24 protein-coding genes are annotated in these 23,506 nt (G+C 47.8%); 11 read left to right on the plus strand and 13 right to left on the minus strand.

All coding sequences use genetic code 11. The features are described from left to right. Nucleotides 1-76: 76 nt before the first annotated feature. Nucleotides 77-2,326 (plus strand): bifunctional alpha,alpha-trehalose-phosphate synthase (UDP-forming)/trehalose-phosphatase, encoded by a 2,250-nt coding sequence (locus tag DXN05_RS11420; protein WP_116847378.1) that lies wholly within the window; start codon nt 77-79, stop codon nt 2,324-2,326. A gap of 212 nt (nt 2,327-2,538) precedes the next feature. On the opposite strand, the gene DXN05_RS11425 is transcribed toward DXN05_RS11420, so the two are convergent. The 5 genes from DXN05_RS11425 to DXN05_RS11445 all read right to left on the minus strand — a co-directional run bounded on the left by DXN05_RS11425 (nt 2,539) and on the right by DXN05_RS11445 (nt 5,610). After that, entirely contained in the window at nt 2,539-2,976 is a 438-nt protein-coding gene (locus DXN05_RS11425) for a hotdog fold thioesterase (RefSeq protein WP_116847379.1), read from the minus strand. Beyond that, complete coding sequence (coaD, locus tag DXN05_RS11430; protein WP_116847380.1) at nt 2,976-3,464, minus strand: pantetheine-phosphate adenylyltransferase; 489 nt, start codon at nt 3,462-3,464, stop codon at nt 2,976-2,978. Before coaD ends, DXN05_RS11425 begins: the two co-directional genes overlap by 1 nt. 26 nt (nt 3,465-3,490) lie before the next feature. Next, on the minus strand, nt 3,491-4,417 hold the full coding sequence (locus DXN05_RS11435; RefSeq protein ID WP_116847381.1) for an aspartate carbamoyltransferase catalytic subunit: 927 nt from the start codon (nt 4,415-4,417) through the stop codon (nt 3,491-3,493). Nucleotides 4,418-4,492: 75 nt separating this feature from the next. Next, nucleotides 4,493-5,014: a bifunctional pyr operon transcriptional regulator/uracil phosphoribosyltransferase PyrR gene (pyrR, locus tag DXN05_RS11440; RefSeq protein ID WP_116847382.1), complete on the minus strand. Its 522-nt coding sequence runs from the start codon at nt 5,012-5,014 to the stop codon at nt 4,493-4,495. A 110-nt stretch (nt 5,015-5,124) separates the two neighbouring features. Further along, nucleotides 5,125-5,610: a hypothetical protein gene (locus DXN05_RS11445; RefSeq protein ID WP_116847383.1), complete on the minus strand. Its 486-nt coding sequence runs from the start codon at nt 5,608-5,610 to the stop codon at nt 5,125-5,127. A 109-nt stretch (nt 5,611-5,719) separates the two neighbouring features. Between DXN05_RS11445 and DXN05_RS11450 the strand changes: the two genes are divergently transcribed. Then, a complete protein-coding gene (locus DXN05_RS11450; protein WP_116847384.1) occupies nt 5,720-6,454 on the plus strand; it encodes an FKBP-type peptidyl-prolyl cis-trans isomerase in 735 nt (244 codons plus the stop codon). A gap of 207 nt (nt 6,455-6,661) precedes the next feature. On the opposite strand, the gene pruA is transcribed toward DXN05_RS11450, so the two are convergent. Next, on the minus strand, nt 6,662-8,293 hold the full coding sequence (pruA, locus tag DXN05_RS11455; protein WP_116847385.1) for an L-glutamate gamma-semialdehyde dehydrogenase: 1,632 nt from the start codon (nt 8,291-8,293) through the stop codon (nt 6,662-6,664). Between the two features lie 75 nt (nt 8,294-8,368). Between pruA and DXN05_RS11460 the strand changes: the two genes are divergently transcribed. Together DXN05_RS11460 and DXN05_RS11465 are read left to right on the plus strand one after the other, a co-directional pair. Beyond that, a complete protein-coding gene (locus DXN05_RS11460) occupies nt 8,369-9,367 on the plus strand; it encodes a hypothetical protein (RefSeq protein WP_147313897.1) in 999 nt (332 codons plus the stop codon). Nucleotides 9,368-9,714: 347 nt separating this feature from the next. Then, on the plus strand, nt 9,715-10,149 hold the full coding sequence (locus DXN05_RS11465) for a hypothetical protein (protein WP_116847387.1): 435 nt from the start codon (nt 9,715-9,717) through the stop codon (nt 10,147-10,149). Nucleotides 10,150-10,165: 16 nt separating this feature from the next. Here DXN05_RS11465 and DXN05_RS11470 read toward each other — a convergent pair whose 3' ends face one another. Next, on the minus strand, nt 10,166-11,593 hold the full coding sequence (locus tag DXN05_RS11470) for an L-serine ammonia-lyase (RefSeq protein ID WP_116847388.1): 1,428 nt from the start codon (nt 11,591-11,593) through the stop codon (nt 10,166-10,168). 331 nt (nt 11,594-11,924) lie between these two features. On the opposite strand from DXN05_RS11470, the gene DXN05_RS11475 reads away from it, so the two are divergent. From DXN05_RS11475 to DXN05_RS11485, 3 genes are all read left to right on the plus strand, one after another. Beyond that, nucleotides 11,925-12,845: a fasciclin domain-containing protein gene (locus DXN05_RS11475; protein ID WP_116847389.1), complete on the plus strand. Its 921-nt coding sequence runs from the start codon at nt 11,925-11,927 to the stop codon at nt 12,843-12,845. A gap of 644 nt (nt 12,846-13,489) precedes the next feature. Then, nucleotides 13,490-14,680, plus strand: coding sequence for a pyridoxal phosphate-dependent aminotransferase (locus tag DXN05_RS11480; protein WP_116847390.1), 1,191 nt, complete (start codon nt 13,490-13,492; stop codon nt 14,678-14,680). Nucleotides 14,681-14,766: 86 nt separating this feature from the next. Next, nucleotides 14,767-15,717 carry a class I SAM-dependent methyltransferase gene (locus tag DXN05_RS11485; RefSeq protein WP_245975188.1) on the plus strand — a complete coding sequence of 317 codons (951 nt, stop codon included), beginning with the start codon at nt 14,767-14,769 and terminating at the stop codon, nt 15,715-15,717. A gap of 196 nt (nt 15,718-15,913) precedes the next feature. Here the strand turns inward: DXN05_RS11485 and DXN05_RS11490 are convergent, their stop codons facing one another. From DXN05_RS11490 to nusB, 5 genes are all read right to left on the minus strand, one after another. Next, a complete protein-coding gene (locus DXN05_RS11490; RefSeq protein WP_116847391.1) occupies nt 15,914-16,297 on the minus strand; it encodes a hypothetical protein in 384 nt (127 codons plus the stop codon). Nucleotide 16,298: 1 nt separating this feature from the next. Beyond that, a complete protein-coding gene (coaE, locus tag DXN05_RS11495) occupies nt 16,299-16,892 on the minus strand; it encodes a dephospho-CoA kinase (protein ID WP_116847392.1) in 594 nt (197 codons plus the stop codon). A 100-nt stretch (nt 16,893-16,992) separates the two neighbouring features. Next, nucleotides 16,993-17,346, minus strand: coding sequence for a preprotein translocase subunit YajC (yajC, locus tag DXN05_RS11500; protein ID WP_211330025.1), 354 nt, complete (start codon nt 17,344-17,346; stop codon nt 16,993-16,995). A 33-nt stretch (nt 17,347-17,379) separates the two neighbouring features. Next, nucleotides 17,380-17,820: a DUF1573 domain-containing protein gene (locus DXN05_RS11505; protein ID WP_116847394.1), complete on the minus strand. Its 441-nt coding sequence runs from the start codon at nt 17,818-17,820 to the stop codon at nt 17,380-17,382. Between the two features lie 32 nt (nt 17,821-17,852). Beyond that, nucleotides 17,853-18,788 (minus strand): transcription antitermination factor NusB, encoded by a 936-nt coding sequence (gene nusB / locus DXN05_RS11510; protein ID WP_116847395.1) that lies wholly within the window; start codon nt 18,786-18,788, stop codon nt 17,853-17,855. Nucleotides 18,789-19,146: 358 nt separating this feature from the next. Here nusB and DXN05_RS11515 point away from each other — a divergent pair, with 358 nt between their 5' ends. Together DXN05_RS11515 and groL are read left to right on the plus strand one after the other, a co-directional pair. Then, nucleotides 19,147-19,428, plus strand: coding sequence for a co-chaperone GroES (locus tag DXN05_RS11515; protein WP_116847396.1), 282 nt, complete (start codon nt 19,147-19,149; stop codon nt 19,426-19,428). 56 nt (nt 19,429-19,484) lie between these two features. Next, the gene (gene groL, locus DXN05_RS11520) at nt 19,485-21,119 is read left to right on the plus strand and encodes a chaperonin GroEL (protein ID WP_116847397.1); all 1,635 of its coding nucleotides are present in this window, start codon (nt 19,485-19,487) and stop codon (nt 21,117-21,119) included. A 411-nt stretch (nt 21,120-21,530) separates the two neighbouring features. Here groL and DXN05_RS11525 read toward each other — a convergent pair whose 3' ends face one another. Beyond that, the gene (locus DXN05_RS11525) at nt 21,531-22,460 is read right to left on the minus strand and encodes a hypothetical protein (RefSeq protein WP_116847398.1); all 930 of its coding nucleotides are present in this window, start codon (nt 22,458-22,460) and stop codon (nt 21,531-21,533) included. 74 nt (nt 22,461-22,534) lie between these two features. Between DXN05_RS11525 and DXN05_RS11530 the strand changes: the two genes are divergently transcribed. Both DXN05_RS11530 and DXN05_RS11535 read left to right on the plus strand, forming a co-directional pair. Then, the gene (locus DXN05_RS11530) at nt 22,535-22,900 is read left to right on the plus strand and encodes a hypothetical protein (protein ID WP_211330026.1); all 366 of its coding nucleotides are present in this window, start codon (nt 22,535-22,537) and stop codon (nt 22,898-22,900) included. Between the two features lie 19 nt (nt 22,901-22,919). Beyond that, on the plus strand, nt 22,920-23,381 hold the full coding sequence (locus tag DXN05_RS11535) for an FKBP-type peptidyl-prolyl cis-trans isomerase (protein ID WP_116847399.1): 462 nt from the start codon (nt 22,920-22,922) through the stop codon (nt 23,379-23,381). The last annotated feature ends 125 nt before the right edge of the window (nt 23,382-23,506 follow it).

Consider the following 23,506-nt stretch of genomic DNA (forward strand, 5'->3'; position numbering starts at 1 on the left):
GTTCCCTAGTAGAACCTCTTCTGCAATCATCCCTGTTAGATGCAGATTTCTTTTTTAAACTACGGAGCTAAACAACATGAGCAAAACCATTATTGTATCGAACAGGTTACCTGTAAAAATTACGGAGCAGGACGGACAACTGAGTTTCAAAACAAGTGAGGGAGGCCTTGCAACAGGCCTGGGATCGGTGTTTCAGGCAGATGCCGAAAGTTTATGGATTGGATGGCCGGGTATGGAAGTACCCGATGAGCAGGAAAAAAATGTAACTGCACAGCTTAACGAACAGAGCCTTATTCCTGTTTACCTGTCAAAAGAAGAAATAACCCAGTATTATGAAGGGTTTTCGAATGAAGTACTGTGGCCGGTGTTTCATTACATGAGTACCTATGCACGTTACGAGAATATTTACTGGGACTATTACCAGCAGGTAAATGAAAAATTTAAAAATGCACTTATTGCCGTGGCGCAACCCGGCGATACCATCTGGATACATGATTACCAGTTGTTGTTATTACCGGGCTTAATAAGGGCTGTATTGCCTGAAGTCACTATTGGTTTCTTTCAGCACATCCCCTTCCCGTCGTACGAACTGTTCCGCCTGCTGCCCTGGCGCGCAGAACTGCTGAACGGTATGCTGGGCGCCGACCTGGTAGGTTTTCATACCTATGATGATGCACGGCATTTTTTGTCATCTGCCGCACGCATACTGCAGGTGCAAACCGCTTCCAACAATATACAATACAACGGCAGGTCAATTGTGGTGGAATCGTTCCCCATGGGTATTGACAATGCAAAATTTGAAGCACTGATCGATAACACGCAGGTGAAGCAGAACATCCTCAACCTGCGCGAAACATTCGGCAACGTGCACATTATTCTTTCCATTGACCGGCTGGATTACAGCAAGGGCATCCTGCAGCGTTTGCAGGCATTTGACCTGTTTATGCAGGATCACCCGGAGTACAAGGAAAAAGTATCGCTGTACATGATTGTGGTGCCCTCGCGCGATACCGTAACACAGTACCGTGAACTGCGCGATGAAATTGATAAGCTGGCCGGTAATATCAACGCCAGGTACCGTACCAACAACTGGTCGCCGGTGAATTATTTTTACCGCTCCTTCCCCATCGAAAACCTGTCTGCCCTGTTCCAGTTTGCCGATGTATGCCTGGTTACCCCTATGCGCGATGGCATGAACCTGGTATGCAAGGAGTATGTGGCCAGCCGCAAAAACAATGACGGCGTGCTGATTTTAAGTGAAATGGCCGGCGCTTCCAAAGAGTTGACCGACGCACTTATTGTAAACCCGAACAACGTATTACAGATGAGCCAGGCAATTGTAGCCGCGCTCAATATGCCGCTCGAAGAGCAAACGCGCCGCATGAAACAGATGCGCGAACTGGTAAGTAAATACAATGTAATGCACTGGGTAAGGGTGTTTATAGAACGCCTGGGCGAAGTAAAACGCATGCAGCAATCACTGCTTACCAAATACATTAGCCAGCGCACCCAGCAGTACATGAAAAACAAATACAACCGTGCAGACAAGCGGCTGTTTTTGCTGGACTATGACGGAACACTGGTGGGTTTTAACAACAATATAGACCAGGCAAAACCTGATAAGGAACTGTATCACCTGCTCGAAGAACTGGCCAGTGATGAAAAGAACAAGGTGGTGATCATCAGCGGCCGCAAACATGTTACGCTGGAAGAATGGTTTGGTCATTTAAAAATTGACCTGGTGGGTGAACATGGCGTATGGCATAAAGTGGCAGGCGGCAAATGGGAAGACCTGAAGGGCCTTACCACCGAATGGAAACAACATGTGCATCCTATTTTGAATGCCTATACCGACCGCACGCCCGGCTCGTTTATCGAAGAAAAAACCTATTCGCTGGTATGGCATTACCGCAAGGCCGAACGTGGCCTGGGCGATTTGCGCGCCAGTGAAATGATGAATAACCTGCGGTATATGATGGGCGACTGGGGCCTGCAGCTGCTGCCCGGCAACAAGGTGGTGGAAATAAAGAACATGGAAGTAAACAAGGGCAAGGCAGCACAGGTTTACCTGCACCGGTACAAGTTCGACTTTATTATGGCCATTGGTGATGATATTACCGATGAAGACATGTTCAAGGCTTTGAAAGATGAAGCGATTACCATTAAAGTCAACAGCAATCTTTCTTCTGCCAAATATTACCTGCGCGACTACAAGGAAGTGCGCAATTTCCTGAAGCTGCTGAGCTCAAAAATGTTTATCACCAAGGTACTCGACCGTGTCATGAACTGGATACCGAAGAGCTCGTTTGCACGAAGAGGGAGGTAAAAACAATTTGAAAATTTGAAGATTTGAAAGTGCACCTGCTCCCATGCCCGTGGCTGTGAGGATACAGCCGCGGGCGATATGAAGGAACGGCTCGCTAAGATAGTCTTGACTGTCGATGTCTCGATTCTCGAAGTTGGTACCCGCTAAATCACTCACGACTGACCACTCACCACTCACGCAAATAAAAAAGGCGCCTTTGCAAGGCACCTTTTTTATTTGCTATCCGGCTTTTTCAGAACCGCCACTGTGAGGCGGCTGATGCAGACAAGCCTGTTGTGTTCGTCGTGTATTTGAATGTCCCACACATGCGTGCTGCCGCCGATGTGCAGGGGTTTGCAGGTGGCAGTGACTTCGCCGCTGCGCACACCGCGGATGTGATTGGCATTAATCTCCAGGCCAACACAGTTGAATTTATCCTGGTTTACCACGCAGGCAGAAGCTACACTGCCCACTGTTTCGGCAAGAGCTACAGAAGCGCCGCCATGCAGCAGCCCCATGGGTTGGTGTGTGCGGTGATCAACAGGCATGGTTGCTTTAATATAATCAGGCCCTACTTCAACAAACTGCATACCCAGGTGATCGCCCATGGTGTTTTTGCCAAGGGGCTGCAGGTCTGCCGCGGTTAAACCGGGTTTGTACCACAGTGCCATTAGTACCTGCTGTTTTTTTCCAGTGAACGTTGTACCGGTTCTGGTAAAAACTGCCTGGCATCACCACCATTGCGGATAACATCACGTACCAGTGTGGAGGCAACAGATGTATATTGCGGTAAACAAGTTAAAAAGATGGTCTCAATCTGGGGGTCGAGTGTACGGTTCATGTCGGCGATTACTTTTTCGTATTCAAAATCGCTTACGTAACGGATACCGCGCAGTATATGGGTAGCGCCGATTTTGCGGCAGCAATCCACCGTTAAACCTTCGTATATGAGTACTTCTACTTTGGGTTCTTCGTGAAAAATTTCCTTTATCCATGCCACACGCTGTTCTTCGCTGTACATGGGCTGTTTGTTTACGTTGGTGCCAATGCCGATGTACAATTTGTCGAACAGGCTCAGCGAGCGTTTAACGATATCCACATGCCCGAGTGTTACGGGATCGAAGGTACCGGGAAACAGGGCAATGCGTTGTGTTGTCATATCTGAAGGTTTACGAAGAAACGTGCTTAGTTTTCCCGGTTGGCCAGCAGGTACAATGCAGCCATACGAACAGCCACACCGTTTTCTACCTGGTTCAGGATAATGGATGAAGGCCCGTCTGCCACATCAGAATCCAGCTCAACACCGCGGTTAATAGGGCCAGGGTGCATGATCACGATTTCCTTGTTCAGGCTTTCGAGCATGCGGCGGTTAATGCCATAAGCCAGGCTGTATTCGCGCAGTGAGGAAAACAGCGGCTGGCTCTGCCTTTCCAGCTGAATACGCAGTACATTCGCTACATCGCACCATTGCAGTGCTTTTTTCACATTGTATTCAACACGCACATCAAGTGCATCCGTAAGGTATTTGGGAATCAATGTTGGCGGACCGGCAACCGTTACTTCCACGCCCATTTTGGTGAGCAGGTAAATATTGCTGAGCGCTACACGGCTATGCATGATATCGCCGATGATGGCCACTTTCAAACCTTCCAGTCTGCCTGTTTTTTCTTTCATTGAAAACGCGTCGAGCAAAGCCTGGGTAGGATGTTCGTTGATACCATCACCTGCATTTACAATCGCCGCTGGAATGTGTTTGGCCAGGAAGTGCGGGGCGCCGCTGGCGCTGTGACGCATAACCACCATATCCACTTTCATGCTCAGGATATTATTTACGGTATCAAGCAGGGTTTCTCCCTTGGCCACCGATGAAGCACTGGCAGTAAAATTCAGCACATCAGCCGATAAGCGGCGTTCTGCCAGCTCAAACGACATACGTGTACGCGTTGAATTTTCGAAGAAAAGATTAACGATGGTAATATCTCTGAGTGACGGAACCTTTTTAACCGGCCGCTGCAATACGTCTTTAAAATCCTGTGCAGTCGAAAGAATGAGGCTGATATCCTCCCGGGTAAGATTTTTAATGCCTAGCAGATGTTGCGTAGATAGTTTCATTAAAATGCAAAATTAGCGCAAAAAAATGATCGGAGGCAACTTTAAATGATCATATCAAGGGCGTTGCTGCAGAAATTACAGCAACACCACTTCTTCCCTGTTGTCTTTTTCTTTCCAGTACACCTTTACTTTCTGCGAAACAAAAGTATCGATGGAACGGCCGGTATAATCGGCCTGTATGGGCAGTTCGCGGCTAAAACGGCGGTCTATCAGCACACACAGCTCCACCTTGGCGGGCCTGCCAAAATCAAGCAATGCATCAAGTGAAGCACGGATGGTGCGGCCTGTCCACAACACATCATCAATGATCACTACTTTTTTATTTTCAATAGTAAAAGGGATATCGGTTTTATTGGCTACATGCAGTTCCTTGCGTACATCATCCCTGTAAAACGTAATATCGAGCTTGCCATATTTTACTTTCTCCGGCGCCACCAGCTGCTGCAGTTCGGCCGCTACCCTGTCGCTCAGGAATACGCCCCTGGGCTGAATGCCAATCAACACGGTATCTTCCAGCTGCAGGTGGTTCTCGAGTATCTGGTGGGCAAGTCTTTTTACCGTTAAAGCTACTTGCTGCTCAGTCAAAATCGATTTCAAATTCGTCGCATTTTGCCACTAAAATAGTGAAAGCAAACTGAATCACGAACTGGCAGCAAAATGGTTATGGACTGAACGACTGAATTGTTTTACCACAGCCCTGCTTTTTTCTACGCGTATACCGGCCCGGCAGCAGCTGCAGCAGCGCGTTCATAGCGAAAGGGAACCTGCTGCTGTTGTTGTAATTGTTGTTCCAGCATAGCGGCGAAAGTGTTAAAATACAATACCACATGTTCGCGCACATTGCGTTTAAGCCAGCGGAAGCCGCCCGGCAGCTGTTGCAGCACATCTTTGCTATCGAGGTATTCAAGGTGGTGAATATCGGTAGGCGTTAATCCCAGCTGCTGCAATTTGGCAAGCAATAAACTAACCGGTGCATTGGTAACACCGCAATATTCTTCTGCCAGTTCAGTCCATTCACCGGCAGCAGTATGTGCATAACGCAGTATCTCTTCTTTCGACAAACTGGTTACGGTTTGCAGCAGGTTGCCGCAGTTACAGCTGCCGTGATGCCCCCAGGCATAAGCAGCGCCTGCAGCCAGTTTGCCTGCAGTTTCGCGCAGTGCGCCGATAAGCGCCATATTGGGTGTTGCCATAGTTTTAAAGTTACAAACAATCGGTCTTACTGCACACCGTTACAAAGCGCCTGTATTTTTGGTGAACCGGAATTTCCCCTATCTTACGCACTTTAATGCGATATACAACATGAAAAAAACAGTATTCAGCTTTGCATTGCTCGCTATGGCAGGCACAGCATTCTGCCAGGTAAAAGCCAAACCGGCATCACAGGGCACTGCGGCCAAAACCACTGCTGCCGCCCCTGCCATTAAAACACCCATCGATTCGTTCAGTTATGCCGTAGGGTTGAGTACTGCTACTTTTTTTAAGGAAAAAGGTGCTACGCAAATCAATTCTGCCATGATTGCCAAAGCGTGCGAAGATGTATTCAAAAAGAACCAGCCTTCGATGACGGTTGAGCAGATGAACAAGGTGATTATGACCTATATGCAAAAGCTCGACCGTGATAAAACAGCCGTGGCACGTAAAGCAGGTGAAACCTACCTTGCCGAAAACAAAAAGAAAACCGGCGTGGTAACCTTACCCAGCGGTTTGCAATACCAGGTTGTAAAAGAAGGCACCGGTACCAAACCCGGCCCAACAGATACCGTTAAAGTACACTATACAGGCACCCTGATCGATGGCACCGTATTCGACAGCTCCGTTGACCGCGGCGAACCCATTACCTTCCCTGTGAACGGCGTTATCCCAGGCTGGACAGAAGCCCTGCAACTGATGCCTGTAGGCAGCAAATGGAAACTCTTCATCCCCTCTGACCTCGCTTACGGCGACAGGGACATGGGCGATAAAATCAAAGGCGGATCAGTGCTGGTGTTTGATGTAGAACTGCTGAGCATAGAGAGCAAAACGGGGAAAGAATAACAGCAGTGAGTGATCTTAGCAACGGTTTTTCGGGAATCGACAGTCGACACATCGAGACTATCTTAGCGAAGGCTCTGTTGGCGCGAAAACTATGCAGATTTATTCAGCCATTAAGCAATAGATCCATTTAACCATTGCCTTAATTAGCACATCTTCAAATTTTCAAATGATAAAAAAATCCCCCCGGCAACCGGGGGGATTTTTTTATCAGCTTTCCATATGGAAAGGATACTTATAATCTGTTGGCGGGTTAAATGTTTCTTTGATAGTGCGTGCACTTAACCAGCGGTAAATATTAAGCATGCTGCCGGCCTTATCGTTCGTTCCGCTTGCGCGTGCACCGCCGAATGGCTGCTGGCCTACAACAGCGCCTGTTGGCTTGTCATTCACATAGAAGTTACCGGCTGCATTGCGTAAGCGTGAAGTAGCCAGGGTAATGGCTTCGCGGTCCTGCGCAATGATAGAGCCTGTTAATGCATACGGTGAAGTGGTATCTACCAGGTTCATGGCGCCTTCAAAATTATCGGCGTTGTATACATAAATGGTCAGTACCGGCCCGAAGATCTCTTCACACATCGTGAGCGATTTGGGGTCTTTGGTTTCAATGATAGTAGGTTCAACAAAGTAACCTTCTTTTTTGCTGCAGTTGCCGCCGGTAAGAATGGTTGCTTTCTTGTCTTTCTTCACTTTCTCGATATAGCCTTTGATTTTGTCAAAGCTTCTTTCATCAATAACCGCATTGATAAAATTGCTGAAGTCTTCTACAGAACCCATCTTCATGGTCTGCACCATGGCAACGAGCTTGCGTTTTACTTCTTCTGCAATATTACCGGGTATATAAGCGCGTGAGGCAGCAGAACATTTCTGGCCCTGGTATTCAAATGCGCCTCGTGCCAATGCAACAACCGTAGCATCTACATCTGCACTTTTGTGTACCAGCACAAAATCCTTACCACCTGTTTCACCAACAATGCGCGGGTAGCTTTTATATACAGGCAGGTTGGCACCAATGGTTTGCCAGATATTATTGAACACCTTGGTAGAACCGGTGAAATGGATGCCTGCAAAATCAGGGTGCGAAAGGCAGGTATCGCCCAGCACCTGGCCGTCTACATAAATGAGGTTGATAACACCGTCTGGTAAGCCCGCTTCTTTCATAATACGCATAAACATCTGTGCTGCGTATACCTGTGTATCTGCGGGTTTCCATACCACTACGTTGCCACACATGGCAGCACTGGTTGGCAGGTTGCCGGCAATAGCGGTGAAGTTGAAAGGTGTTACAGCCAGCACAAAACCCTCAAGCGGACGCCATTCGGTGCGGTTGTGCACGCCTGGCGCCGAAGCCGGCTGCTGTTTGTATATTTCGCTCAGGTAATGAACATTGTAGCGTAAAAAGTCGATCAGCTCACAGGCGCTGTCAATCTCGGCCTGGTAAGCATTTTTGCTTTGCCCCAGCATGGTGGTACCGTTCATGTACGGGCGGTATTTGGTGGCAATAAGATCGGCTGCTTTCAAAAAGATATGCGCCCTGTCTTCCCATGGCATGTTGGCCCAGGCTTCCTTGGCTTTCAGTGCAGCCTCAATGGCCTGCGTTACATGTTTTTGCTCGCCCATGTGAAAATAACCCAGCACATGCGCTTTCTCATGCGGCGGGTTTAATTCCACCTTGTTTCCCGTGCGTACAGCCCTGCCGCCAATGTACATGGGTACATCTACCTGTTTTTTCTTCAGTTCTGCTAACACTTTTTTCAATGTTGCCCTTTCCGGCGAACCCGGTGCGTAACTGAGCACCGGCTCGTTGGCAGGCATCGGGTAATGAAAATATCCCAGATTCATGCGGAAAAAATTTTGCGCAAACCTAAGAAAATAAAGTCTTTTGTATGATTATTGTTCAATAATGCGGTTTTCTATATGCGATATTTCTTCTGGTTCTGGACTACCACTGTACAACTGGCCTTTTACATCGTACGCTCACGCAGGCGTGAAACAGCGCGTGCCTATGCTTTACTGGCTACCATTGAACAGCAGTACCAGGGAAATTTTAACAAGGCCACACGCAAGAAAATAGCAGTCAGTCATGGCATCTACAACCCCATGATCTGCGATGCTTTTACCCGTTTGCATGGCCGGCTTACCAGCGACAGCGAAAAAATGCGCCTGGTGCATTATTTCATCTGCAGCTCCCTGTTCGATGATTTTACCGATTATCCTACTATTTCAGAAGAACAGTTGCTGCAACTCTCTTTTCAGCCAGAGCAATACCATGGAGACAGTTTTGATGAAAAAGTGTTCCGGCAATCGCACCTGCTGTTAAAGGAATACGTGCATGACAAGGCCGCCTACGAAAACATTGCGCGGCAATTATACAAGGCACAGCTGTTTTCCCGCAAACAAAGCCACAGCAGCCTGCCTGAAGAAACCATCCGTGAAATTACTTTTACCAAGGGCGGTTATGCCGTGTTGCTGTGCAGGCATTATCTCGATGTACAGGCCACTGCCGCAGAAGATGAATGCTGGTACCGCATGGGGACTATTATTCAGCTTACCAACGATTTGTATGATATTTACAAAGACCTGCAGGAGCATATTACCACGCTCCCAGGCAGTATGACGAATGCCTACGCCTTCGAGCTGTTTTTCCTGGAGCAGGTCAACGCCATGAAGGCTGCCATTAAAGCCCTGCCCTACCCGCAGCAGCGCAAGCAAACATTCAGTCTGGCCATGGCAGGTATTTATTCTTTCGGATTAATTGCCCTCGATCAGCTGAAAACACTGCAGGGCAATGCGCTTCAGCTGCCCGATTTGCACACTTTACCCCGCAAAGCCCTGATCGTTGACATGGAGAAAATGGCCAACAGGCGCAAATGGTTTGCGTTCACGTACAAACACGCGCGTTTGTCAGCCATCTGACCATGCAACGCACCACCATCTTCCTTAAAGATTTTGCCGGAATTAAAAAAGATATTACTTTAGAAAATATATTTTAAAACTCCCTCAAGATCCTATGTGTAGCCGGTGCTATTCAACCCAGCCAGCAGTATGGCTATTGGCCGTACAATGTAGTTTACCGAACCTGGTAACTACCGTAAACCTGTCACCGCACTTTTCATTCAATCATATGCCAGATACGCGTTACAGCAGTTGTTAACAACTGTGCTGTAAACCCGCGGGCAATACCTGTTGCCTGTATTTATTTCTAACCTGAACCATTTACATGTATACAACCCATTTTCAACTTTACCTTAAAACAACACATTATGCAACGCTACGAATTGCACATTACCAGGCGCAACAACTGGTATGATGATGACAGTGAAAAAAGCATTACCCTGGATGAATGGAAAACATTTATAAAGGAGAATGAAGACATGCATCTCGACAGCACGTTTGAAGCTAAAATGCAGAACGGCGAATCTTTCTCTTTCGAAAGCCTGGAACTCACCCGCTGGAGCGGATATTCAGGCAGCCGTACCTGCGGCAATCATGCCTGGTTTAATTACTGGTCGGGCAATATCACTGTTAAAAATCCAGACGACGAAATTATTTACCAGATGCTGAACATTGCCCGTAAGCTCAATGCCAAAGTACAGGGCACACAGGGCGAAGAATACACAGAAACTTATTTTACACGCGCGCAGATAAGGTTTTTCGATGCGAACAAACCTTACCGGCGCTGGTGGCATTTATGGTAGTCATACTGCTGAAGCATTAACACTCAGGCAAACTGATGGGCACGTTTACAGCGAGGCCGCCATCTGCAGTTTCCTTGTATTTGGAGTTCATGTCAAGCGCGGTGCTCCACATGGTTTTAATCACTTTGTCGAGCGATACCTTGGCATAATCCGGTGCACTTTGCAATGCCAGTTGCGATGCAGTAATGGCTTTAATAGCGCCCATGGTATTGCGTTCTATACAGGGTATCTGCACCAGTCCGCCAATGGGGTCGCAGGTTAGTCCCAGGTGGTGTTCCATGGCTATTTCTGCAGCCATCAACGCCTGTCGCTGCGTGCCGCCCATGCTTTCGGTAAGTGCACCTGCAGCCATTGCAGACGACACGCCTATTTCTGCCTGGCAGCCACCCATTGCTGCCGAAATGGTAGCGCCCTTTTTAAAGATGCTGCCTATTTCAGAAGCCGTGAGCAGAAAGCGGAAGATCTTCTCATCATCGTACCCGTCACAGAAAACAATAAAGTATTGCAGCACTGCAGGTATTACGCCTGCCGCACCGTTGGTTGGCGCTGTTACCACGCGGCCAAATGATGCATTTTCTTCATTCACTGCCAGTGCAAAGCAGCTCACCCAATCGAGTATGTACTGGAAGCTGCATTGTTTTGAACGGATGGCTGCTATCCAGGAATCGTAGTCATGATAATTTGTACCCTGCGATAATTTCCGGTTTAAATCAAATGCGCGCCTGCGCACATGCAAACCGCCGGGTAATTCGCCCTGGTTATGACAGCCGCGGTACATGCAATCGCGCATGGTTTCCCATATCTTCCAAACACCATCCCGGGTTGCTTTTTCACTGCGCCAGGCGTTTTCGTTTTCCATTACTACTTCGTTGATTGACATGCCGGTTTTCATGCACCAATGCAGCAGGTCGTCTGCCGTGTTTACCGGGAAAGGCAAATCCACCGAACCGGGCCCGCCATGCTGATCACCCTCTTTTACCACGAAACCGCCGCCAATGGAATAATAGGTTTCGCTGATGGTTTCACCATTGACCAGTGTTACCAGAAAACTGAGCCCGTTGGGGTGAAAAGGCAATGTTTCGTTGAAAAGGAACTGCACGTCTGTTGCCGGATCAAAATCAATCCACTGCACACCGCCCCAATGCAGTTTACGGTCGCGGTTCATGTCAGCAATCTTGTCATTAATGCTGTTTACATCAATGGTTACCGGGTCTTCGCCATGTAAACCCAGCAATACGGCTATATCGGTGCCATGCCCCTTGCCTGTTTTGGCCAGTGAGCCATACAGCAGCACCTGTACTGCCTGTACCGGCACCCCGGGAAACCGCGCCTCCACAGCCGCTACCATACGCTGTGCAGCCCGCCATGGGCCTAATGTATGTGAACTGGAAGGACCAACACCTATTTTAAACATGTCAAATACCGATATCGCTTCGTGGGGCATAGTTTAGATTGAGGGCGTAAAGCTAATGTGAAAACCAATTTGAAAATGGGGAACAATGGTTAAATGGATAAATTGTTTAATAGCGGAGAATAGCTGTAAGCGGTAAGCTTTTAGCTGATAGCCTGTTAGGGTTGGCCTGCGGCAGTAGTGTGTCGATTCTCGATTCCCGGTGGCCTTCCACTCACGACTGACGACTGACGTCTCACGAAAAACACCTGCTAAGATAGTCTCGACTGTCGATGTCTCGATTCTCGATGGTTCTCCTATATTTGTGCACGAAGTACGGCGTTATTCCTGTTTAATAGATGACAACCTGTATACCAGATTGATTATGAAGAAAATAATTGCTTTTTTACTTGCAGTGGCAGTGGTTTCGGCGGTTTTATATGGCTGTAAAAACAAATCAGCCGAGCCGCCGGGGTTGTCTATCGGGCAGGTACTGGCCAATGACAGCAGCTTATCGATTATGAAGAAGGCGGTAGACAAAGCCGGTCTGGATACCTTGCTGCGCAGTGCGGCCACCTTTACTTTTTTTGCGCCCAACAATGAAGCCATGATTGCTGCAGGCATTACGGCAGCTTCCCTGGATAACCTCAGTGCCGATTCGGTAAAAAGCCTGGTAAGCGGTCACCTTGTGGCTACTGCCCTGCTGCAATCGCACATACCCGACACGCTGACCATTTACGCGGTGAACGGAGACAATATGCATATCACCAATAACCCCAACGGCTTTTTTGTGAATGCTTCTCCTATTAAACAAAGCGTGCTGGCCTCTAACGGTTTGCTGGAAGTTATCAGCATTGTTATTAAACAACCTTCACAAACCATCGGTCAGTACCTGAAAGCAGACACCAGTTTCTCTTACCTGCTGCGTGTTTATGATACCGTGCAGGTAACCCACCTGCTCGACAGCAGCAGCGGCAGCATTACCCTGTTTGCGCCCGATAACAATGCGTTTCGTGTGGCAGGACTGGATATCGATACTTTCCATGCTTTTTATGACAGCCTGTTTGGCGGTGCGCATATGTTTACCAAAATGGTGCTTACTTCTGACTTCATAGACAAAAAGATATTCCCTGTTAACAACACCCTGCTGCGTATTGCGCCGGATACCCTGTATTCGTTTGTTACATCACCTGATTATTTTATGCGCCGCTACCGCAGTGACGATCAGCCTTCATCGCTCATTGTAAAGCCCAATATCCTTTGCACCAACGGGGTGATCCATACATTGCAAAGAGCCATGCGCTAGGCGCGTGAATTGTGAGTGATCTAATCTTAGCGAGTACCAGTTCGAGAATCGAGACATCGACAGTCGTGAGTGATCGTAGCGAGTACCATTACCATCCGCCTGCGGCTGTGTCCTCACAGCCGCTCAATTTCGGGTTGAAGAACATGGCTGTGGGGACACAGCCATGGGCAAGTGGTTTACTCACCTCACAGTCCCGGCCTGACGCTTGCAGCTGTTTCCAGTCGTGAGTGATCGTAGCGAGTACCATTACCATCCGCCTGCGGCTGTGTCCTCACAGCCGCTCAATTTCGGGTTGAAGAACATGGCTGTGGGGACACAGCCATGGGCAAGTGGTTTACTCACCTCACAGTCCCGGCCTGACGCTTGCAGCTGTTTTCAGTCGTGAGTGATCGTAGCGAGTACCATTACCATCCGCCCGCGGCTGTGTCCTCACAGCCGCTCAATTTCGGGTTGAAGAACATGGCTGTGGGGACACAGCCATGGGCAAGTGGTCTTTGAATTTTATCTAAGCCAGCTCCTAAACCATTGATCTATTTTTTGTTTTTAGCCATAAAACCATCAATCCATCTAACCATTTTTGTATTATTTCCCCCGTTCTGCTCGCGGATTCCTATTTTTGCTGCATTGTAAACTTTGTTATAACCATGCAACTATCTTCTCTTCTCCAGCGCTTCAATGAACCGGAGACTTTAAAAATGGCCAAACTCGGCCGCGAATTAAGAGCACAAGGCATCGACGTAATTGACCTGAGCCTGGGTGAGCCTGACTTTGACACGCCCGCGCACATTAAGGAAGCTGCAATAAAGGCCATCAACGATAACTGGAGCCACTACACTCCTGTTGCTGGTTTTGCCGACCTGAAGGAAGCTGTTTGTGCAAAGCTGAAGAGAGACAACAACCTGGACTATAAACCCGAAAATATTGTGGCCAGTACAGGCGCCAAACAAAGCCTGGCCAACACCATCCTCGCACTGGTTGACGATGGCGACGAAGTAATTATCCCCACACCTTACTGGGTAACTTACTCAGAGCTGGTAAAAATTGCCCGTGGCAAAGTGGTAGAAATCCGCAGTGCACTGGAAAGCGGTTTCAAAATCACTCCTGCACAGCTCGAAGCAGCCATTACGCCCAAAACAAAGGTGTTCATGTTCTCTTCACCCTGTAACCCTTCAGGCGCCGTGTACAGCAAGGAAGAACTGGCTGGCCTGGCAGAAGTGTTCAGGAAATACCCGGAGATCTATATCATTTCTGACGAAATTTACGAATACATCAACTTCGTTGGCACACACGAAAGCATTGCGCAGTTCCCTGACCTGAAAGACCGTATCATTCTCATCAACGGGCTGAGCAAGGGTTTTGCCATGACCGGCTGGCGTTTGGGCTATATTGCCGCAAGCCCCGAAGTAGCCAAAGCCACTGAAAAACTGCAGGGCCAGTTTACCAGTGCAACCTGCTCTATTACACAGAAAGCCGCTGTGGCAGCCTTAACCGGCAACCTGAAACCTTCTGAAGAAATGACAGAAGAGTTTACCCGCAGAAGAGCCAAAGTAATGGAAATTGTAAAAGACATTCCTGGCATCAAATGTGGTGAACCCGAAGGTGCTTTCTACATTTTCCCTGATGTATCTTCTTACTACGGCAAATCAGATGGTACCACCACCATTGCCAATGCAGCCGATTTCTGTATGTACCTGCTGAACACCGCACACGTATCATCTGTAATGGGCGATGCATTCGGTGAACCCAAATGTGTACGTTTCTCTTTTGCCAACAGCACTGCCAATATCGAAAAAGGCTGGGCACGCATTAAAGATGCACTGGCTAAACTGAAATAGTTTTTACGAAACTACCACCATACTAAACCGGTAACAGCACTGCCTGTTGCCGGTTTTATTTTCACCATATTAGAATTTACGCTGCGATGGATGCTAAAATGCAGATGTTCGAAAACCGGTTACTGAAGGTGTACAAACACAAAAGCAAACTCGCCAAACGGCAGGATATTGGTTGCTACCGCATATACGACCATGATTTGCCCGAGTTCCCGTTTTGTATTGAACGCTATGAAGATAAACTGTACCTCGCCGAATACCTGCGCCGCCATGGCATGAGCGATGAAGAACATGAAGTGTGGCTGGATGAATGCATCGCAGAAATAAGCCGCCTGCTGCAGATTGATACCGACCATATTTTTGTACGCCAGCGTAAACGCATGAGCCACCGCCAGCAAGACCAGTACCAGAAGCTGGATGTGCAGCAGGATAACTTCACCGTGCAGGAAAATGGCCTTAACTTCCTGGTTAACCTTACCGATTACCTTGATACTGGTTTATTTCTCGACCACCGTACCACGCGTAAAATGGTGATGGACCAGGCCAAAGACAAACGTGTGCTGAACCTGTTTTGTTATACCGGCTCCTTCTCGGTATACGCTGCAGCTGCTGGCGCAGCCAGCGTTACGTCGGTTGACTTGTCCAAAACCTATCTCTCCTGGGCAGAAGACAATTTCAAAGCCAATAACCTTACAGACGACAAACGCTACCACTTTATTCATGCAGATGTAAAGCAATACCTCAAAACCCTTGCCCCCAACCAGTTTGACCTGGTGGTTATGGACCCGCCTACTTTCAGCAACAGCAAACGCATGAAAGATTTCCTCGACATACAGCGCGACCACGTAGAACTGCTCAACGATGTACTCGCCGCCACCACTTCAGGCGGTACTGTATACTTCAGCACCAATTTCACCCGGTTCGTTTTAGACACCGAACAAATCAAAGCCGTCAACATCCGCGATATCACCAAGGCCACCACACCATTCGACTTCGAAGGCAAACTAAAGCGCTGGTGCTACAAGATGGAGAAGGCGTAGAACAATTTGAAAGTGTGCTAATGAGAGAACAATGGTTGAATGGATTGATGGCTCAATGGCTGAAAACACCTTTGTGCCCTTTGCGTAAATCTTTGTGATCTCTGCGGTTAAAATTCCGCTTAGTTCTTCGCACAGCTAAAGTCTTCGCTAAGATAGTGTCGAAGTGTCGAGGTCTCGATTCTCGAACTGCTACTCGCTACTGCTTCGCATCTTCTTCTTTCAGGATATACGATTTGTGAAAAAATCCCAGCTTGTAGGTATACCAAACCTGGTAATGCGTGCTTAAAGAATCCTGGTTGTAGTGCATCACCAAACGGTACAACCCATTGCGGCGGTAAGCAATCCATTCGTCGGGTTGCGAAGGAGTAAATGTGGTATCGTTGCTGGTGGTATGGCCGAAATACTGGTGAAGCAGGCTGCGCTTGTACCCCAGCGGTATGTGCGACCAGCGGTAAGGTAATGACAAAGATGCAGTTTTGGGAATAGCGATAAATAAGGTGAGCACACCGGTAATGAGCAGTGCTGCTGCTATCGCGATAAAGAAAGGCTTTTTACGTGCAACAAATCCCTGCTGAGCCATGCTACTGTTTTGCGATGGTTAAAAATTGTTCGTGCAGTTCTGCTACCTGCGGGATAAGCAGCTGCTGTTCATCGTTCACGATTACGAAATCGCAAAGACGCATTTTAATATTGTCATCTACCTGGTTGCCCATGCGTTTCAATACTTCCTGCCTGGTAACATTATCGCGCGACATGGCACGTTGTATACGCAGGGCCTTAGGCGCATACACGCCAATGATGTAATCAACATGCCCGGCGCCACCACCTTCAAACAGCAGGGCTGCTTCTTTAATGGCATAGGGAAAGCTTTGCTGCTGCATCCATTCATCTGCTGCGGTAATGGTAAGCGGGTGTACCAGGGCATTGAGCTGCTCCAGCTTAAAGGGATCGGAAAAAACGATGGAAGCCAGCAACCGGCGATTCAGCTGGCCACCGGCATATACTGCGTCGCCGAAGGCAGTGCGGATGGCCTGCTGCAGTGCGGTATTTTCGGTCATCACTTTTTTGGCAGCTGCATCGGCATCAAATACGGGCACACCCATGCCATGAAAAATAGCGGCCACAGTGCTTTTGCCGCTGCCGATACCGCCGGTTAAACCAATCTTCAGTGTCATGCGCCGTTAGAGTTTAAAAAAAAGGAACCAGGCACGGTGTGCTGGTTCCCTTGTACTACGCTGGTTAGTGTGGCCGGTAAAAGCCGCACAGCGCAGGGCATTATTTGGTTTCTGTTGCAGTGGAACCGGCCAGCGCTTTGTTTAAAGCAGCTGTCCATTCTGAACTGATCGCAGATTTTTCGATTTTGATATAGCTGCCCGGGCTGGTTTCGAGCTGCAGGGTATTGTCTTCGTTGATTTTGTTGACAGTACCATGGATACCGGCAATGGTAACGATTTTATCACCTTTCTGCAGGTTCTCGATGAACTTCTTCTGCTCTTTGGCTTTTTTAGCCTGGGGGCGGATCATAAACAACCAGAACACGAGGATGATAGCGCCCATCATAATCAGTTGAGGCATTCCACCACCGCCGCCGGCGCCACCCTGGGGGGCTGCCAATAAATAAACATGCATCATTGTTGTTTGTATTGAATTAAGAATTTGGTATTACTTTTCTTTCAGTTCACCTGTAAACACCAGCTCAAACTGCTGCTGCGGTTTGGTGTTGGCGGTTACCCGGATATTTTTACGCACGCTGCCGGGGTGCGATTTGTTGCTGTCGAATGCGCCGGTTACCACACCCTGTTCACCGGGAGCCACGGGCGATTTGGTAAAATCAGGCACTGTACAACCACAGCCCGCCACTACATTGCTTAAGATGAGCGGTTTGGTGCCCGTGTTTTTAAAACGGAACGTTACCTTCACCTGTTCGCCAAAATTCACCGTTCCAAAGTTTACGGTTGAATCGAGCCACTGGATAGTGGTGTAATTGGCAGTATCGGCCTGAACTTTCTCCAGTTCTGCAGCTGCCCTTGACGAGCCGTTGCTTTTACACGCAACAATGGCCAGTGCCAGAACAGGGAGCATTAAAAACGAACGTACTTTCATGAATCGGAAATTGCGCTGCAAATGTAGGGAGATTAAGCTTTCTGCCTGAAATCTGTTTTGCGAATCTTATCCTGCGCCAGCAAATCTTTATGAATGCCGTCGAGTATGCCGTTTACAAACTGGCCGCTTTGCGGTGTACTGTAGTCTTTTGCTATGTCAATGTATTCGTTAATGGTAACCTTTGGCGGAATGGTTTCAAAGTACAGGAACTCTGCCACACCCATCTGCATCAGAATCATGTCCAGCTGTGCAATACGCTCGGCATCCCAGTTTTTTAACTTGGGTTTAATGATATCAAGCAGGTGCTCTTTCTTTTCCATGGTGGTGTTGAGCAGGCTGCGTGCAAACTGCCATTTCTCTGTACCCAGCATTTCCTGCAGGTTAAAGGAAGCAGGCTTTTGCAGGTAGTTCATAATCAGCTGCAGCATCATTTCCGCATCATCGTCCCAGTTGGAAAAATTCTCTTCAATAAAAGAATGGAAATCTTCATTGGCAAGCATCAGATCGGTGAAAATAAACTGGATAATGTCTTTCTCCGTTGATTTTTCACGGCCCTGTACTGCAATATACGCCTGGTATTTCTCGGTTTCGAGCAGTTGCAGGTACACTTTCCGGATCCACTCGATAGTACCTTCAATGTTTTTCGGATTATCAGCAGCTACCGCTTTTTTATACGATTCGTTCTCGAGTATTTTCCAGAGCAGTTCGTTGCCTGCCAGCTTGGTATTTACATTGAGATCTTCCGCGGTAAGAAGGTGCCTGGATGCGCGCTGTTTGGCATCCGTTTCTGCATAACGGGTAACTTCCATTAAAAAATGCAGCAGGTAAACAAATAACTCACGTGACTGGTCTAACTGTGTGGAAAGGGTTTTCACCGGGTCTGTTTTGCCAGTTTTCTGGTCATCCATCGTTTCCAGTGCATAAATCAGTTGCATCACTTTAACCCTGATATTTCGTCTGCTGATCATAAAAAAAGAACTTTAGAAGCAGCGAAGATAGGAAGAAAGCTGACAGCAGCCAACCCAAACTCGCAGCGGGATGGGGTTATTCCCTCAGGGAAGCAGCGAAGGCGGGTGAATAGTGAATAGTCAATCGTGAATAATTTGCCTTTAACAGAAATTCTCTAAACTCATTTCCTGAAATTTTGTCATCATGCATTACTTTGCACTCCGCTTATTCCCGGGTTTTGGCAGAAACCGGGAATGACAACGGTAATACAGGCGGGTTTAAAATGAAAATTTGACCCTTTTGAACTGACTGGCCGAAAAATTGCTTGGCTAATGGCCTGTAAAATCAACTGTTTACAAAAATAAAAATTGATACATTATGGCTAAAAAACTCAATGTTACCCCTTTGCACGACAGGGTGATCGTAAAACCAGCCCCTGCTGAGGAAAAAACAGCTGGCGGTATCATTATCCCTGACACAGCAAAAGAAAAACCCCAGCGTGGCACAGTGATCGCTGCTGGTCCCGGGAAAAAAGATGAGCCTGTTACTGTTAAGGCGGGTGATACAGTTTTATATGGAAAATACGCTGGTACTGAAATCCAGATCGAAGGCAACGATTACCTGATTATGCGTGAAAGTGACATCCTCGCTATTGTTTAATAACAGGCGGATCAAGTTCTCAATTATTCAATTCACAAATTCTCAAATCAAACATAATGGCAAAACAGATTTACTTCGATATCGAAGCCAGAAATAAAATGAAAAAGGGTGTTGATACCCTTGCTAACGCAGTAAAAGTAACCCTCGGACCAAAAGGCCGTAACGTGGTTATTGAGAAAAAATTCGGTGCACCTGCTGTAACCAAAGACGGTGTTACCGTTGCCAAAGAAATTGAACTGGAAGACGCTATTGAAAACATGGGCGCCCAGATGGTGAAAGAAGTAGCTTCAAAAACTGCTGACATTGCCGGTGACGGTACTACTACCGCTACTGTGCTGGCCCAGGCTATCATTGGCGAAGGTTTGAAAAACGTAGCCGCCGGTGCAAATCCTATGGATCTGAAACGCGGTATCGATAAAGCAGTTGACGCTATCGTAGCCAACCTGCAGAAACAATCCCAGACTGTTGGTAACGACAGCAAAAAAATTGAACAGGTAGCAACCATCTCTGCCAACAACGACAGCGAAATTGGCAAACTGATTGCCCAGGCTTTCGGTAAAGTAGGTAAAGAAGGTGTTATCACTGTTGAAGAAGCAAAAGGTACCGAAACAACTGTTGACGTTGTGGAAGGTATGCAGTTCGACCGCGGTTACATCTCTCCTTATTTCGTTACCAACAGCGAAAAAATGGAAGCTGAACTGCAGAACCCTTACATCCTGATCTATGATAAAAAGATCAGTGCGATGAAAGATATCCTGAGCATCCTGGAAAAAGTTGCACAGAGCGGCCGTCCCCTGGTGATCATTGCTGAAGACCTCGAAGGTGAAGCACTGGCTACCCTGGTGGTGAACAAACTGCGCGGTACTTTGAAAGTAGCTGCTGTTAAAGCGCCCGGCTTTGGCGACAGAAGAAAAGAAATGCTGCAGGACATCGCTATCCTTACAAAAGGTATGGTGATCAGCGAAGAACAGGGTTACAAACTGGAAGGTGCCGATATCACTGCACTGGGTCAGGCTGCTTCTATCACCATCGATAAAGACAATACTGTAATCGTTGGCGGTAAAGGTAAAAAAGACGATATCCTGTCTCGCGTAAACCAGATCAAAGCACAGATCGAATCAACTACTTCTGATTATGACCGCGAAAAACTGCAGGAGCGCCTGGCTAAACTGGCCGGTGGTGTTGCTGTACTGTACGTTGGTGCTGCTACAGAAGTGGAAATGAAAGAAAAGAAAGACCGCGTAGACGATGCACTGCACGCTACAAGGGCTGCTGTTGAAGAAGGTATCGTTCCCGGTGGTGGTGTTGCTTACATCCGTGCAACAGAATCACTGGAAAAACTGAAAGGTGCCAACGAAGACGAAACTACCGGTATCGCTATCATCAAACGCGCTATCGAAGAACCCCTTCGCCAGATTGTTGCCAACAGCGGTATTGAAGGTTCTATCGTGGTGCAGAAAATTAAAGAAGGCAAAGCCGACTTTGGTTTCAACGCACGTACCGAAGTATTCGAACCCCTGTTTAAGGCAGGTGTTATCGATCCTACCAAAGTTTCCCGTATTGCACTGGAAAACGCAGCTTCAATTGCAGGTATGCTGTTAACTACAGAATGTGTAGTTGCCGACAAACCAAAACCTGAAGCAGCGCACAGCCATGGTCCTAACCCTGGCATGGGCGGTATGGATTACTAGTCGTATGCACAGAATGTTGTACCCCAACGTTCTTTCTCATAAAACAGCCGTTGCAGCAATGCAGCGGCTGTTTTTTTGTTGGGTGATGGTAAGTGTGGTCAGTGATGAGTGAAACCCCAGGCCGGTGAATAGTGAATAGGCAATAGTGGATGAACGTAGCGATTTTCGTGAGACGTCAGTCGTCAGTGATCGTAGCGGGTAACAGTTCGGGAATCGAGACATCGACAGTCGAGATGATTGCAGCAGGTACTATCTGTCGCCTGCGGCGACTTGCAGCTATTCCCTGTTCATTGTTTTATTTATTTCTGTTTATTTTTTCGAGACAACAAAAAGCCCCGCCAAACAGCATGTTTTGCGGGGCTTCTCTTTGTATTCATTATTGCTTATCCACCATTCACTATTCACCGGCGTTTACGGTATCACCACCACCCGGCGCTGGAAATAGGTAGCCAGGGAATCTCTTACACGGGTTGTATCTGCCGGGGTAGCTTTGGCTTTAAAGTACAGGCGGTATACAAATGCGTTGTTTTCGCGGATGCTGTCGAACTCGGCTGGGTCGCCGAAGGAGAGCAGCTGCGCAGTACGGGTATGTGCCCTTTCTGAGCTGGTTGTAGTTTCGAACACAAATTTCCACTGGCCATTACCTGCAGGTGCCGGTGCTGCGGTAGTTTGGGTTGACGCAGCAGCCTGTTTCTGGGCCAGGCTATCGGGCATGCGGCCAGAGCTGTCGATCGTGGCAGCAGGCTGTTGTGCAGCGGCCGGCGGTGTGCCAACCGGTTCGTTTACCACTGCAGGCGCCTTGCTTTTGTTGAAAAACAAGGTGTAGGCCCCCCAGCCTAATCCACCAATAATAAGGGCAATAATAACAATGGCAATACCGGCAATCCTGTTTTTGCTGCGGGCGCGGTACGCCTCGTTGTGGTGGCCGCTTTCTGACTGGTAGTACTGGCGCTGTGCCTTTTCTTCATTGGCATACACCTCGTTATTTTGCTGCGAAAATTCGTATTCGCCCAGTTTATTCAGCGTTATAGCGCCTATCTGTGGTATCAGGTAGGGTTTGCCGAGGTTAATAAACTGGCGAACCTGTTCAAAATACGAATCAAGGTCAGCCTCAATCAGCATTTTGTTCTTTCCTATTTTTTCTGCGATAAACGCAATTAAACCTGCAGATGTTTCGGTACGGCGGTTGTAGGTAAAGTGCACCTTCGGAATGCTTACCTGTTCATTTCCCTGTGCAACGGTGATAGATTCGGCAGTCGCATGCAGTACACCAATTTTGGCTATGGCAACTTCTCTCTGGCTGACAAGATAATCGTAAAGTAATGTATCAAACTTATTCACACTGCAATTTTGGGCAAAATAGGCATTTTACACATGGAAACAAAACACCCGCTGTTCTTTGCTACATTTGCAGCATGTTATCGCCACACGAAGAAAAGTTTATCCAGTACTGGGAAAAGAACCGCGACCGGGACAAAAAGTTGCTCCGCCAGCTGTATATAGGCGCTCCTGTGGGTCTTGCGCTGGGCGGCGCCGTGCTGCTTTCGGTAAGTACCGGCAGATGGTACGAGCGGGCAGATATGGTGGCCAATTCACAGCTAAACCCCAATGTATTGCTGCTGGGCGTAGTAATTGTGGCCATTTTTACCGGTGTATTTTACAAACGATACCGCTGGGAAATGAACGAACAGCAATACCAGGAACTGCAGGCCAAGAAGCGTTCGGGCGATAAACAGCAACAAAAAGCAGCAGAACCCGGCTCTGAACAGTCTTCTGTATAAACCCCTCTTTTACAAACCGATGAGATTATTGCTGACAGCCACTGCGGTGGCATGGCTATTTGCTTCCTGTTTAAAATCGAACGACAAAACCTGCCAGCCTGTTAGTCCCGCAGCAGAGGCACCACAACTGGCCGCATTCTGCCAGCGTAACAACATCAGCTATAAGGTAGATGCCGCGAGCGGTATTTATTACCAGATAATAGACCCCGGCGCGGGAGATTCCATTTTACCCAGCTCTTATATTTCCGTTACCTACGAAGGCATGCTGCTGAACAATACCGTGTTTGTGCAGGAGAGCAATACCTATATGCTGAGCGATTTTATTCCCGGCTGGCAAACCGGCATACCGTGGGTGCGCAAAAACGGGCATATCAAACTGGTTATCCCCTCTTCACTGGCCTATGCCTGTTTTCCCAACAGCAAACTGATACCGGAAAATGCCCCGCTTTTCTTCGATATTACCATCAACAATGTGCGTTAGAACAGTTGTTTAAACTGCCAGAAAAAGGACTTCGGGGTAACCGGGAAAATGGCAGTCCCTTCTTTTTTTGGCATTCCGGGCCATCTGTCAAAAATTGTGTAACCCAATGCAGGCAAGGCTTAAAC

It is taken from the genome of Deminuibacter soli, from assembly GCF_003412455.1.
GTDB lineage: Bacteria > Bacteroidota > Bacteroidia > Chitinophagales > Chitinophagaceae > Deminuibacter > Deminuibacter soli.

Bases quoted from the DNA above. Each gene is read 5' to 3' on its own strand.
- DXN05_RS11420 (WP_116847378.1), top strand. From the start codon at position 77: ATGAGCAAAACCATTATTGTATCGAACAGGTTACCTGTAAAAATTACG.
- DXN05_RS11425 (WP_116847379.1), bottom strand. From the start codon at position 2,976: ATGGCACTGTGGTACAAACCCGGTTTAACCGCGGCAGACCTGCAGCCC.
- coaD (WP_116847380.1), bottom strand. From the start codon at position 3,464: ATGACAACACAACGCATTGCCCTGTTTCCCGGTACCTTCGATCCCGTA.
- DXN05_RS11435 (WP_116847381.1), bottom strand. From the start codon at position 4,417: ATGAAACTATCTACGCAACATCTGCTAGGCATTAAAAATCTTACCCGG.
- DXN05_RS11445 (WP_116847383.1), bottom strand. From the start codon at position 5,610: ATGGCAACACCCAATATGGCGCTTATCGGCGCACTGCGCGAAACTGCA.
- DXN05_RS11450 (WP_116847384.1), top strand. From the start codon at position 5,720: ATGAAAAAAACAGTATTCAGCTTTGCATTGCTCGCTATGGCAGGCACA.
- pruA (WP_116847385.1), bottom strand. From the start codon at position 8,293: ATGAATCTGGGATATTTTCATTACCCGATGCCTGCCAACGAGCCGGTG.
- DXN05_RS11460 (WP_147313897.1), top strand. From the start codon at position 8,369: ATGCGATATTTCTTCTGGTTCTGGACTACCACTGTACAACTGGCCTTT.
- DXN05_RS11465 (WP_116847387.1), top strand. From the start codon at position 9,715: ATGCAACGCTACGAATTGCACATTACCAGGCGCAACAACTGGTATGAT.
- DXN05_RS11470 (WP_116847388.1), bottom strand. From the start codon at position 11,593: ATGCCCCACGAAGCGATATCGGTATTTGACATGTTTAAAATAGGTGTT.
- DXN05_RS11475 (WP_116847389.1), top strand. From the start codon at position 11,925: ATGAAGAAAATAATTGCTTTTTTACTTGCAGTGGCAGTGGTTTCGGCG.
- DXN05_RS11480 (WP_116847390.1), top strand. From the start codon at position 13,490: ATGCAACTATCTTCTCTTCTCCAGCGCTTCAATGAACCGGAGACTTTA.
- DXN05_RS11485 (WP_245975188.1), top strand. From the start codon at position 14,767: ATGGATGCTAAAATGCAGATGTTCGAAAACCGGTTACTGAAGGTGTAC.
- DXN05_RS11490 (WP_116847391.1), bottom strand. From the start codon at position 16,297: ATGGCTCAGCAGGGATTTGTTGCACGTAAAAAGCCTTTCTTTATCGCG.
- coaE (WP_116847392.1), bottom strand. From the start codon at position 16,892: ATGACACTGAAGATTGGTTTAACCGGCGGTATCGGCAGCGGCAAAAGC.
- yajC (WP_211330025.1), bottom strand. From the start codon at position 17,346: ATGCATGTTTATTTATTGGCAGCCCCCCAGGGTGGCGCCGGCGGCGGT.
- DXN05_RS11505 (WP_116847394.1), bottom strand. From the start codon at position 17,820: ATGAAAGTACGTTCGTTTTTAATGCTCCCTGTTCTGGCACTGGCCATT.
- nusB (WP_116847395.1), bottom strand. From the start codon at position 18,788: ATGATCAGCAGACGAAATATCAGGGTTAAAGTGATGCAACTGATTTAT.
- DXN05_RS11515 (WP_116847396.1), top strand. From the start codon at position 19,147: ATGGCTAAAAAACTCAATGTTACCCCTTTGCACGACAGGGTGATCGTA.
- groL (WP_116847397.1), top strand. From the start codon at position 19,485: ATGGCAAAACAGATTTACTTCGATATCGAAGCCAGAAATAAAATGAAA.
- DXN05_RS11530 (WP_211330026.1), top strand. From the start codon at position 22,535: ATGTTATCGCCACACGAAGAAAAGTTTATCCAGTACTGGGAAAAGAAC.
- DXN05_RS11535 (WP_116847399.1), top strand. From the start codon at position 22,920: ATGAGATTATTGCTGACAGCCACTGCGGTGGCATGGCTATTTGCTTCC.